Source organism: Pseudoalteromonas sp. S1608 (assembly GCF_005887265.1).
GTDB lineage: Bacteria > Pseudomonadota > Gammaproteobacteria > Enterobacterales > Alteromonadaceae > Pseudoalteromonas > Pseudoalteromonas undina.
Genome location: NZ_PNDK01000002.1, coordinates 36,941 through 49,890, shown reverse-complemented (window position 1 = coordinate 49,890; position 12,950 = coordinate 36,941). Strand labels below are relative to the sequence as shown.

Here is a 12,950-nt window from a genome sequence, read left to right as displayed (position 1 = left end):
TCGACAACGCTTTTACGAATAAGCATTGACTATTTTTCGCCGTCAAAGGCTAATGTAGATGCTGAGTCTGCTCAACTACAAAAAAGATATTGTCGCGTGCTGCAGCGTTAATTACAAGTTTTAAGCTACTAAAAACCACGCATTTTTAACATAAATGTGCAATTAATAACTTTTCTTCAGTCACGCCGCATCAAATTAACGTAAAGCACTATATTAAAGCAGCACACAAAGTGCTTAAACTCGCATTTTAATGCGTGTTGCGTATAATAACCGGTAATTAAGTTATAGTAGAGATTAACAATGAGAACATGTGGTGTAGAAATTACCGGTAGCGATGTACTACTTTGTATTTTAAGTAAAGATAACGACGTTTTTGATATTCGTGACGTGCGCCAAACACGCTTTACCTTAGGTAACGGTAACGACACTGAAATAATGCGTAAATTTCAATTTGATTTTGCAAAGCTGATGCAAGATTACCAAATTGATTCTGTTGCCATTCGCGAACGCCAGCCTAAAGGTAAATTTGCAGGTAGCGCTAAAGGGTTCAAAATGGAAACGGCTATTCAATTAATCGACAACCTCGATGTTCGCGTGTTTTCAACTACTGAAATAAAAGAGCAAGTAAAACGCAACCCAATCCCTATCGCGTTCGAAGACACTGGTCTTAAAAAATATCAAGAAAATGCATTCGTCAATGCTTACGTTTATATCATGAAAAAAACCTACCGCAGCGACGAAATGTAATACCAATTGCATCCTTGTAAAAACGCGTAATAGCTCAATATTACGCGTTTTTTTATGTCTAAATTTTCAAATAAAAGTGTAAGACATTAGTCTAACCCTCTTCCCTTTGTCGACAATTCATGTTTATTTAATCAACAAGCCTTGGATAGATAAAAACATGGAGAATGTCATGAAAGCGACACAAACAGTGCATAAAGAAGTAGAACAAATAAACACTATACCGCTATCAAATAGTTATTTTAAGGGGATTCAAAGCACACCGCTAATAGAGCAAACTATTGGAGAATACCTTGATTCAATTGTCGACAATAACCCAGAGGCATTGGCAGTTGTTGTTGCTCACCAAAATATTCGCTTAAACTATAAGGAGTTTCAGCAGCAGATTGATCAGCTTTCTATGGGGTTGTTGGCATTAGGGGTTAAATCAGGTGACAGGGTCGGTATTTGGTCACCCAATAATATACAATGGTGCTTAACTCAATTTGCAACGGCTAAAATCGGCGCAATCATGGTGTGTATTAACCCAGCTTACCGCCCCAGTGAACTGCAATATGCGCTTAATAGTGTTGAATGTTCCACGCTTATTACTGCTACCTCATTTAAGGGCAGTCACTACGTTAATATGCTACAAAGTTTAGCCCCAGAGCTAAATAGTTGCCAAAAAGGGGAATTAAAAGCCGCTAAGCTCCCTTCATTAAAAAATGTAATTTGTATAGGTGATGAGCCAGTAAATGGTATGTTTTCGTTTAATGAAGTACTCGCCATGCCCTCAGATGCCCACCAGTTAGAACTTCAAGCGGTGGCTAAAACCCTAAACTGTAATCAAGACATTAATATTCAGTTTACCTCTGGCACCACAGGAAACCCTAAAGGGGCTACGCTAACGCATAAAAACATTCTTAATAATGCACTGCTTGTTGCCCAAGCAATGCATTTTACTGAACATGATAAGCTGTGTATCCCTGTACCGCTTTATCATTGCTTTGGCATGGTTTTGGGTAGCTTATTGTGTGTAAGTAAAGGCGCTGCAGCTATTTATCCAAGTGATTCTTTCGATCCAAAAACCACATTAGAGGTGGTACAACAAGAAAAATGTACCGGGCTTCATGGCGTGCCTACCATGTTTATAAGCGAATTAGAGCTTAATAACTTTAGTGATTATGATTTAACTACATTACGAACCGGCGTTATGGCAGGCTCAACCTGCCCCGAACAAGTTATGCGTAAAGTACAAACACTAATGAATATGAACCAAGTCGTTATAGCCTATGGACAAACAGAGTGTAGCCCAATCAACAATATCACTGAAACCGACTCATCAATTGAGCGTCAAGTCACCACTGTAGGACGAGCGCTTGCGCACACTGAAGTAAAGATTATTGATGAGGTGGGTGAAGTTCAAAAAATAGGCCAACCAGGTGAAGTCTGTAGCCGTGGAGCTGGTATTATGCGTTGCTATTGGAACGATGAAGAAAAAACCAAAGCTACTATCGATAATCAAGGTTGGTTACATTCTGGCGATTTAGGGGTAATGGACAGTGAAGGCTTTGTCAGTATTGTTGGCAGAATTAAAGACATGATTATTCGCGGCGGAGAAAATATATATCCCCGTGAGATTGAGGAAGTTTTATACACCTACCCAGGGATACAAGATGCGGCAATTTTTGGTATTACCGATGAAAAGTTTGGCGAAGAAGTGTGTGCCTGGATCCAGCCTAAAGAAGGTGAAGTGCTTGATGAGCAAGCAATTCGATTATTTTTAAAAGACAAACTCGCCTACTTTAAACAGCCTAAATATATTCGCTTTGTTGAACATTATCCGATGACGGTAACCGGCAAATTGCAAAAATTTAAAATGCGCGAACAAATGCAAGAAGAGCTCGCCGAATCTGCATTTTCATAAGCTGGTTAAATGCAAAGCACTATCAGCTTAGTGCTTTGCATTGTCTTACTCAATTTCAGGCTGTTTAGGAACAACAAAGTCAGTAATACTTATATTTCGTCCTGCATTTTTAGCTTTATAAACCCCTACATCAGCTGTTGCCAACAATGATTTAATTGAAGGTCTATATGTAGTGTATTTATCAATTGCAATACCAGCAGAGACAGTAATACGGTTAAAGGGTGAATACTGATGTGCAATCGGGTCGTCAGCAAAGCGTTTAGGTAAGTCACTCAACCAATCTAACTCATTTGCCTGTAATGTTTTTACCAATATAAATTCTTCACCACCAAAACGCACCACAATATCAGCGTCACAATGCTTTAGTCGGTTTGCGACTGCTATTAGTACGTTATCTCCCTCTAAGTGGCCGTAGTTATCGTTATAATTTTTAAAATAGTCGACATCAATCATGGCTAACCCTAAATATTGTGATGGCGCTAACTTGTTAATTAATGCTTTACAGCGTCTATCAAAACTATGCCGATTATGCATACCTGTTAATTGATCGGTATTGGCTTTTTCAGTTTCAAATAATTCCGATTTATATTGCTTTCTTAATAGGGTATCTAGTTGATATTGCACTATGGCCAATACAATAACTATGCTGAAATAAAAATAAAGTGTCCACGCAATCGAAGTAGAAGAAAAAAGCTCAATAAATATCAGGGCAATGCCAATTATTGACCATAAAACCAGTTTATGTCCTAAATGCAGCATCGGTATGGCTATAAATGCAGCAGCGACAAGCATAGGTCCACCCTCTTTTAATTCACTATAGCGTTGCACATATTCCCAAAAGAAATAACTAAATAAAAAACAAAATAAAACCGCATAACTGAAAAAGCGCGAATGCAAGTACTCTGAACTTAATGTTCTATTTACGATAATGAGGACTATCGATAACAACACCATAGTTACGCGTAAAATTGTTATGGTTGAATTGGCAGGCTCTTGTTGATTAAGCCAAGACATAAAAATAAAAGACAATAAAAACAGTGTTACTAGATATAGTGATGCATCAGCAAGACGCATTGAGCTTTTATTGAGTTGATTTTGGAAGTTGTGCTCTGTTGCACTTGAAAAATAAAAAATTGCGGGAATAAGACGCACCGGCACTCTCCTTAATAAGCTCACTTATCCTTATCCACACTATAGTTTATTGTTATTAATTAGCGAGTTAAATTTACCTTATTAAATAATATTATACATTACTTTTGCTATATCCTGAACAATGCCTGCTCAAGATATAGATAAAAATTATTGGGTTCACTAATAAATAGCCGATGCGTTTCTATACAACGCCCTGTTCAATCATTGCATCTGCTACACGTCTAAATCCAGCAATATTTGCACCAAGTAACAAGTTACCGGGTTGATTAAATTCTTTTGCGGTATCGTTAGCTGTAGTGAAAATATCTTTCATTATTTGCTTTAACTTTTCATCTACTTGCTCAAATGTCCAGCTTTGCATACTGGCATTTTGTGCCATTTCTAATTGGCTCGTTGCCACCCCACCTGCATTTGCTGCTTTGCCAGGTCCATAAGCAATTTTTGCTTCAATAAAGCAATCAATCGCTTCTTTGGTTGAAGGCATATTTGCTCCTTCACTGACTAAAGTACAGCCATTTTCAAGTAGTGCTTTTGCATCCGCTCGGGTTAATTCATTTTGTGTAGCACAAGGAAAAGCCGCATCCGCACTGTAACGCCATACCGCATGACCATCTTGAGGGTACTCATCGCGAGGCGTATACTTTGCCTGAGGGTGAGTATCTAGGTAGTCACTCAAACACCCTCGTGATTGCTCTTTTAATTGCTTAATGAGTTTTAAGTCAATGCCACTCTCATCGTACAAAGTGCCTTTTGAGTCACTACAGGTGATAGGCGTAGCCCCTAATTGATATAATTTTTCCATGGCATAAATTGCCACATTGCCAGAGCCTGAAATTAAACAGCGTTTTCCTGATAAGCTGTCATCACGATCTTCAAGCATATAGTTAGCAAAATACACTGCGCCATAACCCGTTGCTTCTTTACGAGCAAGCGATCCGCCCCAAAGTAAACTTTTACCGGTTAGTACGCCTTCATAGCGCCCTGTTAAGCGTTTGTATTGGCCAAACATATAACCAATTTCTCGTGCCCCTACACCAATATCCCCTGCAGGTACATCGGTTGTAGGACCAATATGACGATATAACTCGGTCATAAACGATTGGCAAAAACGCATTATCTCGCCATCAGAGCGTCCTTTTGGATCAAAATTAGCGCCTCCTTTGCCGCCGCCTATAGGCAAACCAGTCAGTGCATTTTTAAAAATTTGTTCAAAGCCTAAAAATTTTATGATGCTGGCATTTACACTTGGATGAAAACGTAAGCCGCCTTTGTAAGGGCCAAGCGCCGAATTAAATTCGATACGGTAGCCTTTATTAACTTGAATATTGCCCTCGTCATCAACCCAAGGCACGCGAAACATTAACTGACGCTCTGGCTCTACCATTCTTTGAATAATTGCTTGTTGTTGGTAATGACTGGTTTGCGCAAATATTGGCTCTAGCGAGTCTAGCACTTCTTCTACTGCCTGATAAAACTCACATTGCGCAGGACTCGTCTGCTTTAATTGCGCAATTGTTCTGTGTATATAATTCATATTTATTCTTCCATGTGGGTATTTTTTAATTCGAAACAGGAAAAATGATCAACGTTATTGTTAGTGGAGAAATTGATTATGCGATCATTATTTTTACACTTTAACATCATAAATAAACTGGATGCACGTGTTTGATGTTGAATTAAATTGTTGTTTCTTTTGTATAAAAACCCGTTAAAAAAGAATTTGTATGCTAAAAATGCCAGTTTGAATGAATAACACGTTAAAAGTATTAAAAAAATAGTAAAACAACATACGACTCTACGTTTTTACGAGAGCGACAACATAAAATGCTTTATGAGACTGAAGTTGTAGAAGGATAAGACTAATAATAGCGTAGATTTTAGTGAGTTCGTTTAAGAGGTTTAAATGGAAGTTGCTAATCAACCTCCATAAAATGCATTAAGCTTTTTCGCCATCTGGGCGAAAAGTACGCTGCACACCAGTTAAAAATAAACGTAAAACTTGATCGTTACACACACGGTAATGTTTGTTTTCAACTTTACGTGAAAATGCACTGAGTTCATGCTTACTTAAATCAAAATCAACTAAGGCGAGTGTGGCTATCACGTCTTCTGCTTTCATATTTAAAGCAATACGTAATTTCATAAAAATAATATTATTGTTTAATTTAGTCTCTGGGATTGGCTGCTCACCGTCACGTTTACCGCGCTTAGTGTTTATAAAGCCATTTAAAAATACCGCAAATTCGGTGTCACTTATTGGGGTGTAACCTTGCTCGCCCTCTTTAGTTAACCATGCAATCACCTGCTCAGTGCTAACGCTCTGCTCTGCAGCGGCGAACACGTCAACCATTGCTGAATCTGTTAAATCAAAGGTGTAGCGAATACGGCGTAAAATATCGTTATTTGTCAAAGTAAATCCCAAGGTAAATAAGTGCTCAGCAAACAAAAGCTGTTTAATAGCGGCGCAGTTTATCAGAGTTACACTAAGCGCCCTATTAAATACTGTGTTTAATTACCCAATACTTTTGCCGGATCAACACGTGTTGCTTGCCATGCTGGATACAGCGTCGCCAATATTGCAAGCACAAAGGTGGAAATAACAGTTAACACTATATCTTGCCAAACTAATTTACTCGGTAAGAATTCGATAAAATATACACCTTCTAGCGGATTTTCACCCAGCAATAAACTCAGCCAAGTAAAGAGCTCACTAATATTGATTGCTAGAATGACTCCAATAATAGAGCCTAAAACTACGCCAACAAATGCTTGAGTTAAGCCTTGCATTACAAAAGTAGCCAATATAGTACTGTCTTTGGCACCCATGGTTTTTAAAATGGCAATATTGCCTTCTTTTTCGCGCACTTCCATCACTAATGACGAAACAATGTTAAAACTGGCGACTGCAATAATTAAAAACACCACAATATAAACGATCGTGCGAACCATTTGAATGTCTTGATACAAGCTGCCTTGGGTTCTAAACCAACTCGATATATACACATAATCAGTGACTGTTTGCCCTACTCTCAGCGCTATTTGGTGCGCTGCAAACACATCATCAACTCGTAAACGTAAGCCAGTTACTTGGCTTTGATCGTAACCTAAGGTTTGTTGTGCTTTGCTAAGGTGAATAAACGCGGCACTGCTATCAATAGGACCGCCCATTTCTATAACGCCTGCGAGTGTCAATGTGACCCGTTTTGGCGCAAGTAATGATTGCCCTTTTTCACTAATTTGTGGGATCAATAAAGTGACATTGTCGCCTATTGATATATTAAGTTGAGTGACAATTTGCTTGCCTAAAATAACATCCTCAAGTGCTAGCTGACTGACTAATTTACCTTGTGTAAATTGGTTAACCGCTGATACGTCACTCTCTAACGAAGGCTCAACACCACGTATTTCAACTGCTTTTAATTGGCTTTTAAATTGCGCCATACCATTTACTGCTATAAATGGGGCTGCTCCTGTTACTTGTGGTTGCTGTTTTAATTTTTCGACTTTGCTGGGCCAATCAGCAATCGGCCTGCTTGGTGCTACATATTCAACTTGTGGCACTACACTTAATAAACGATGAACCAATTGTTGTTCAAAACCATTGATCACCGATAACGCCACAATTAAAACGGCAACACCAAGTAAAATACCAATAGTAGATGCCTTAGCAATAAAACTAACAAACGCGTTTTTTTCATCTTTATGGCCTGAATAGGCTCTGAAACGTTTACTTATAAAGGCACTAAGCAACATGGTTTGACTCTTTTATTGATAATTTACCATCATCTAAATACGCTATTTTACCCAGCTTGTCGGCAAGTTCTAAATCATGAGTCACCACCACAAAACTGGTGTTTAAACTTTTATTTAGCTGGTTAATTAAATCGTAAATTTTAATCGCGTTTTGCTTATCTAAATTACCCGTTGGCTCATCTGCAAGAACCAGTGCAGGCTCAGTCACTAAAGCACGCGCTATGGCAACACGTTGGCGTTCGCCACCAGAAAGTGCCGACGGTTTATGGCTACTTCTGTGCGCAAGGCCGACTTTATCGAGCATGTCGAGAGCTTTTACATTTGCTTCTTTGGCACTCAAGCCTTTTATTAACAGTGGCATAGCAACATTTTCAACCGCACTAAATTCCATCAATAAATGATGAAATTGGTAAATAAACCCTAAGTTTTGATTTCTAAATGCGGCTTGTTGGCTGCGAGAAAGTTTAGCCACATCTTGGTTTTTGATTTTTGCACTGCCAGAACTGGCGGTATCTAAGGTACCCAAAATATGCAATAAGGTACTTTTACCTGAACCTGAGCTACCTACAATAGCTAGCATTTCACCTTGGGTTAGGGCTAAATCAACCCCTTTTAATACCTCAACTTGGTTTTGCCCGTCTTGGTACACTTTACTTATTTGTTCACAACTAATTACTAAATCATTCATAACGTAATACCTCGGCTGGGTTTACTTTAGCGGCCTGGCGCGCAGGATATAAAGTCGCTAAAAAGCTCATTGCTAAGCTTAAAAGCGCAATCACACTTAAGCTAAGCGCATCAAATTTGACCGGCAGTGAAATCCCCGATAATAAATTTAAGCCAACCAACGCCAGCAGTTCATTAATATATAAGCTAAATAAAATACCTAAAGAGGCACCTACTGCCGTACCAATCACACCGTTATACAAACCTTGAACCATAAATACCGTTTGTACTTGGCTTGGCGTTAGCCCTAGTGTTTGCAGTATCGCAACTTCGCTTTGTTTTTCACTCACCATCATGGTGAGCGCCGACACAATATTGAACACCGCCACCAGCACGATTAAGCCCAATAACATAGACATAATGCGTTTCTCCATCGCCACAGCGGCAAATAAAGTGCCTTGGCTACTGCGCCAATCGGTGTATTTAAAATTCTTTAGAATAAGTTGGCTGTCTTGAATAAATTCATCAAGTGCAAATGGCTCATGCAGTGACACACTTAAATTAGGGGGTGTAGAGCTACTTTGCTTTAATACTCGTTGCAATGACACACCACTGGTAAATGCCAGTCCCATGTCAATTTCTGAACCAGTTTCGTAAATAGCAGCAATTTTGAATAAACGCTGGCTAGGAACACGACCAAGGGGTGTATAAGTTGACGCATTGGGCATAATAACGCGCAGTTTATCGCCCAAGCTAACGCCGAGTTTACGACTTAGATAACGGCTAATAGCAATGTGGTAATTATTATTTAATACGCTTTGCCAATTCCCCTGCACTACTTTGTCAGTGATTTTATAAAGCGAGCCATCATTATCATAGAGCCCTTGCAGTAGCACACCATGCAAGTCTTTATTTGTTTGTAGTATAGCTTCACCATGGCGGTATAAACTAACATGATCAACATACGGTGATTGCTCAAGATCGGCTTTAAGAGTATTCATTTGCGCTTTAGAGTGTTGTTTTGCCTGCACTTCAACGTGTGGAATGAGTCCGAGCATATTCGTTTTCAGGCTGCTTTCAAAACCGTTCATGACACTACTTACTGTAAAGAGCGCCATTAAACCAATCGCTATACCTGCAATAGAAAAAAAAGAAATAAACGAAATAAACGCATTGCCTTTGGAAGAGCGACTATATCTAAGTCCGATAAACAGGCTAACAGGTTGAAACATATTAATTAAAACATTAATGCTAAAAGTGTGGCTTTATAGTAGCACGAACTCAGCGCAATTGAATATCACCATAAATGTAAGAAATAATTTATAAATCTTATACTTGGCTATATTATAAGCAAATCACTAAGCCAAGCTAAACTTTTAATCCTGTTACTAGATAATCAAGTAATACCCGTACATTAGTAGCAACAAATTGCCGAGGAGGATAAAGCCCCCACACACCCTCTTGCTGATGTTGATAAGCTGTTAATATTGGTACTAACTGCCCTGTTTTTATCTCATTCTCTATGTAGTAATCCGGCAACTGAACAATACCCAACCCTTTTTTAGCGCCGTCAACCAGTGCCCAACCGCTATTGCAATGCAACCGCCCTGCTACTTTAATATGTTTGTCACGACCGTTTTCATTTACTCGCCAATAACTACTGTTACCAATTAAGCATTGATGCTGGTTAAGTTCACCTAACGTATGGGGTTCGCCAAAACGCGCTAAATAGCTTGGTGCAGCACACATAATAAATCGCCGAGAGCTCAAGCGTCGCGCTTTTAAACTCGAATCTTTTAAATGGCCTAATCGAATGGCTAAATCAAAGCCGCCCTCCAGCAAGTTTTCTTGCTCGTTAGAGAGCGTTGCGATTACTTCTACCTCGGGGTGATCATGCATAAACGAATGCACTATCGGCATAATAAAACTTTCACCATACATAACCGGTGCGGTTAATTTAATTTTACCTTTAGGGGATGTTTGCACAGACGCGAGCCCCTGAGTGGCTTCATCCATAGCGTGTTGTAAATGTTTTACTTGGTGTAAAAACTGCTCACCTTCTTTGGTTAATACCACCTTTCGGGTCGTACGCGTTAAAAGTTGGGTATTTAACCGTTGTTCAAGCTTAGTAACATGGCGGCTAATATGGGCAACCGATAGACCCAACGCCTGTGCAGCTTGAGTAAAACTTCCCTCTTCGCCAACAGCAATAAACTCATCAACCCCTTCCCAACGCATCATTATTACCATACTGTAAAAGTGTTTTATTAATTTAGAGATTATCATTGTTATAGAAATAAATACAATAAGCACATCACCCAAAAAGTTTGGGTCTACAATTGATATTCAAACCACTACAAAGGATATACACATGTCTGAATTTATAAAATCAAAAGCAGCGATTGCTTGGGGCCCTAATCAGCCTTTAAGCGTTGAAGAAGTTGACGTGATGATGCCTAAAAAAGGCGAAGTGATGGTAAAAATTACTGCCACAGGTGTATGCCATACAGATGCTTTTACTTTATCAGGTGAAGATCCTGAAGGCATTTTCCCCGCTATTTTAGGCCATGAAGGTGCCGGGGTGGTTTACGCTGTGGGCGAAGGCGTTACAAGTGTAGAAGTTGGCGATCACGTTATTCCTCTATACACCGCAGAATGTGGTGAATGCAAAATGTGTACTTCAGGTAAAACCAACTTGTGCTCTGCTGTACGCGAAACACAAGGCAAAGGCTTAATGCCAGATTGCACAACGCGATTTTTCAAAGACGGCCAACCAATTTATCACTATATGGGGACGTCGACCTTTTCTGAATACACAGTACTTCCTGAAATCTCGCTAGCTAAAGTAAATAAAGAAGCCTCTTTAGAGGAAATTTGCTTATTGGGCTGCGGTGTCACTACCGGTATGGGCGCTGTAACAAATACGGCAAAAGTAACAGCGGGCGATACGGTGGCAATTTTTGGTCTAGGTGGCATTGGTTTGTCGGCCATTATTGGCGCCAAAATGGCTGGTGCAAGCCGTATTATTGGTATTGATATTAACACCTCTAAGTTTGATCTTGCGACTAAACTCGGTGCTACCGACTTAATTAATCCAAAAGACTTCGACAAGCCAATTCAAGAAGTGATTGTAGAGATGACCGACGGCGGTGTTGATTACTCATTTGAATGTATTGGTAACGTTGATGTAATGCGCTCTGCCCTTGAGTGTTGTCATAAAGGCTGGGGAGAATCTGTAATTATTGGTGTAGCTGGTGCTGGCCAAGAAATTTCAACTCGCCCGTTCCAACTTGTTACTGGCCGTGTATGGCGTGGTAGCGCATTTGGAGGCGTTAAAGGTCGTTCGCAACTTCCTGAAATTGTAGAGCGTTACATGGCGGGTGAATTCGCCCTTAATGATTTTATTACCCACACCATGAGCCTTGAAGAAATTAACGATGCATTTGATTTAATGCACGAAGGTAAGAGTATTCGTACTGTTATTCATTACTAATTTCTTTTAATCACCATTACCAGCCGTTGCTATTAAGTAACGGCTTTTAAGGATTGTTATGTTAGAAAATATCTCAACAGCAAAAGTGGCTGGTGGCTGGCATAAGCAGTATAGCCATACTTCCTCAAGCGCCCATTGCAGCATGCGTTTTGCGGTATTTTTACCACCAGGCGCCAGTGAAAAAAATAAAGTACCAGTACTTTATTGGTTATCAGGATTAACCTGTACCGATGAAAACTTTATGCAAAAAGCAGGCGCGTTTAAAAAAGCGGCAGAGCTAGGCATCGCTATTGTCGCACCTGATACCAGTCCGCGTGGTGAAAACGTTCCTAACGAAGATAGCTACGATTTTGCGCAAGGTGCAGGGTTTTACGTCAATGCAACGCAGGCACCTTACAATACTCATTTTAATATGTACGATTATGTGGTGAAGGAACTACCTGCATTAATAGAGCAACATTTTCCAGTAACAACTAAAAAAGCAATTTCTGGGCATTCTATGGGTGGCCACGGCGCATTAATAATTGCCCTTAAAAATCCTAAAGCTTATACCAGCGCTACAGCATTTAGCCCAATTGTAAACCCGATAGATTGTCCTTGGGGTGTTAAAGCCTTTACTGGCTACTTAGGTACTGATAAATCAGTCTGGGCAGAATATGATAGCTGCGAATTAATGCAACAAGCCAAACAAGCTGATTATTTACCTATGTTGGTTAGCCAAGGTGATGCAGATAACTTTTTAGATGAGCAACTTAAGCCACAAAAGTTAGTAACTGTAGCTACACAGAAAGGCTATCCGTTAACACTCGAAATGCAAGCTGGTTACGACCATAGTTACTATTTCATTAGTAGTTTTATAGACCAACACTTATTATTTCATCATCAGTTTTTAACTGCTTAGATTCATTACTGTGTAGAGTAGATTTATCTACTTCTACACATTCTTTAAGATTTTTTGTGACCTGCCTGCATTTTCTAATCACACCGTCATCTCCTTTTACTAAACTAAATACTGCAGAGTCTATTTTTAAACCTAGCTCTGCAAAAGAAAATCCATCCTTATCAACTGGAACTGGCTCAAATGGATTTTCATAAGGAGTAGACCGAGCTGGATTTTTCATCCGCTGATTTTCTTGTGCATTTGAGGCTGCTTGTCCATCCAACATAACGCCAAAAAATGTACAGCCATTAAGCATCAGCAATAGTGATAAAAAAAATATTTTTTTCATGTTTAAC

The 12,950-nt window shown here is 39.5% G+C and carries 12 protein-coding genes; 4 read left to right on the top strand and 8 right to left on the bottom strand.

The window, feature by feature from the left end; genetic code table 11:
- Nucleotides 1-300: 300 nt before the first annotated feature.
- The gene (locus CWB75_RS00535) at nucleotides 301-747 is read left to right on the top strand and encodes a DUF3010 family protein (protein WP_010389888.1); all 447 of its coding nucleotides are present in this window, start codon (nucleotides 301-303) and stop codon (nucleotides 745-747) included.
- Between the two features lie 169 nt (nucleotides 748-916).
- On the top strand, nucleotides 917-2,650 hold the full coding sequence (locus CWB75_RS00530; protein ID WP_138569603.1) for an AMP-binding protein: 1,734 nt from the start codon (nucleotides 917-919) through the stop codon (nucleotides 2,648-2,650).
- Between the two features lie 45 nt (nucleotides 2,651-2,695).
- Here the strand turns inward: CWB75_RS00530 and CWB75_RS00525 are convergent, their stop codons facing one another.
- The 7 genes from CWB75_RS00525 to CWB75_RS00495 form a co-directional block, all read right to left on the bottom strand.
- Entirely contained in the window at nucleotides 2,696-3,802 is a 1,107-nt protein-coding gene (locus tag CWB75_RS00525; protein ID WP_138569602.1) for a GGDEF domain-containing protein, read from the bottom strand.
- A 181-nt stretch (nucleotides 3,803-3,983) separates the two neighbouring features.
- Nucleotides 3,984-5,336 (bottom strand): NADP-specific glutamate dehydrogenase, encoded by a 1,353-nt coding sequence (gene gdhA, locus CWB75_RS00520; protein ID WP_138569601.1) that lies wholly within the window; start codon nucleotides 5,334-5,336, stop codon nucleotides 3,984-3,986.
- A gap of 402 nt (nucleotides 5,337-5,738) precedes the next feature.
- Complete coding sequence (locus CWB75_RS00515) at nucleotides 5,739-6,212, bottom strand: YehS family protein (RefSeq protein WP_055011902.1); 474 nt, start codon at nucleotides 6,210-6,212, stop codon at nucleotides 5,739-5,741.
- A 98-nt stretch (nucleotides 6,213-6,310) separates the two neighbouring features.
- Complete coding sequence (locus tag CWB75_RS00510) at nucleotides 6,311-7,555, bottom strand: lipoprotein-releasing ABC transporter permease subunit (protein ID WP_138569600.1); 1,245 nt, start codon at nucleotides 7,553-7,555, stop codon at nucleotides 6,311-6,313.
- On the bottom strand, nucleotides 7,545-8,243 hold the full coding sequence (lolD, locus tag CWB75_RS00505) for a lipoprotein-releasing ABC transporter ATP-binding protein LolD (protein ID WP_010389881.1): 699 nt from the start codon (nucleotides 8,241-8,243) through the stop codon (nucleotides 7,545-7,547). Before lolD ends, CWB75_RS00510 begins: the two co-directional genes overlap by 11 nt.
- Nucleotides 8,236-9,453 (bottom strand): lipoprotein-releasing ABC transporter permease subunit, encoded by a 1,218-nt coding sequence (locus CWB75_RS00500; protein ID WP_138569599.1) that lies wholly within the window; start codon nucleotides 9,451-9,453, stop codon nucleotides 8,236-8,238. Before CWB75_RS00500 ends, lolD begins: the two co-directional genes overlap by 8 nt.
- A gap of 136 nt (nucleotides 9,454-9,589) precedes the next feature.
- A complete protein-coding gene (locus tag CWB75_RS00495; RefSeq protein ID WP_171039087.1) occupies nucleotides 9,590-10,462 on the bottom strand; it encodes a LysR family transcriptional regulator in 873 nt (290 codons plus the stop codon).
- Nucleotides 10,463-10,592: 130 nt separating this feature from the next.
- Between CWB75_RS00495 and CWB75_RS00490 the strand changes: the two genes are divergently transcribed.
- Together CWB75_RS00490 and fghA are read left to right on the top strand one after the other, a co-directional pair.
- Nucleotides 10,593-11,714, top strand: a complete 1,122-nt coding sequence (locus CWB75_RS00490; RefSeq protein WP_138569597.1) for an S-(hydroxymethyl)glutathione dehydrogenase/class III alcohol dehydrogenase — start codon at nucleotides 10,593-10,595, stop codon at nucleotides 11,712-11,714.
- Between the two features lie 58 nt (nucleotides 11,715-11,772).
- Nucleotides 11,773-12,615, top strand: a complete 843-nt coding sequence (gene fghA / locus CWB75_RS00485) for an S-formylglutathione hydrolase (RefSeq protein WP_138569596.1) — start codon at nucleotides 11,773-11,775, stop codon at nucleotides 12,613-12,615.
- Here fghA and CWB75_RS00480 read toward each other — a convergent pair.
- Nucleotides 12,569-12,943, bottom strand: coding sequence for a hypothetical protein (locus CWB75_RS00480; RefSeq protein WP_138569595.1), 375 nt, complete (start codon nucleotides 12,941-12,943; stop codon nucleotides 12,569-12,571). The two genes, fghA and CWB75_RS00480, sit on opposite strands and share 47 nt — an antisense overlap.
- Between the last annotated feature and the right edge of the window lie 7 nt (nucleotides 12,944-12,950).

Bases quoted from the DNA above. Each gene is read 5' to 3' on its own strand.
- CWB75_RS00535 (WP_010389888.1), top strand. From the start codon at position 301: ATGAGAACATGTGGTGTAGAAATTACCGGTAGCGATGTACTACTTTGT.
- CWB75_RS00530 (WP_138569603.1), top strand. From the start codon at position 917: ATGAAAGCGACACAAACAGTGCATAAAGAAGTAGAACAAATAAACACT.
- gdhA (WP_138569601.1), bottom strand. From the start codon at position 5,336: ATGAATTATATACACAGAACAATTGCGCAATTAAAGCAGACGAGTCCT.
- CWB75_RS00510 (WP_138569600.1), bottom strand. From the start codon at position 7,555: ATGTTGCTTAGTGCCTTTATAAGTAAACGTTTCAGAGCCTATTCAGGC.
- lolD (WP_010389881.1), bottom strand. From the start codon at position 8,243: ATGAATGATTTAGTAATTAGTTGTGAACAAATAAGTAAAGTGTACCAA.
- CWB75_RS00500 (WP_138569599.1), bottom strand. From the start codon at position 9,453: ATGTTTCAACCTGTTAGCCTGTTTATCGGACTTAGATATAGTCGCTCT.
- CWB75_RS00495 (WP_171039087.1), bottom strand. From the start codon at position 10,462: ATGATGCGTTGGGAAGGGGTTGATGAGTTTATTGCTGTTGGCGAAGAG.
- CWB75_RS00490 (WP_138569597.1), top strand. From the start codon at position 10,593: ATGTCTGAATTTATAAAATCAAAAGCAGCGATTGCTTGGGGCCCTAAT.
- fghA (WP_138569596.1), top strand. From the start codon at position 11,773: ATGTTAGAAAATATCTCAACAGCAAAAGTGGCTGGTGGCTGGCATAAG.
- CWB75_RS00480 (WP_138569595.1), bottom strand. From the start codon at position 12,943: ATGAAAAAAATATTTTTTTTATCACTATTGCTGATGCTTAATGGCTGT.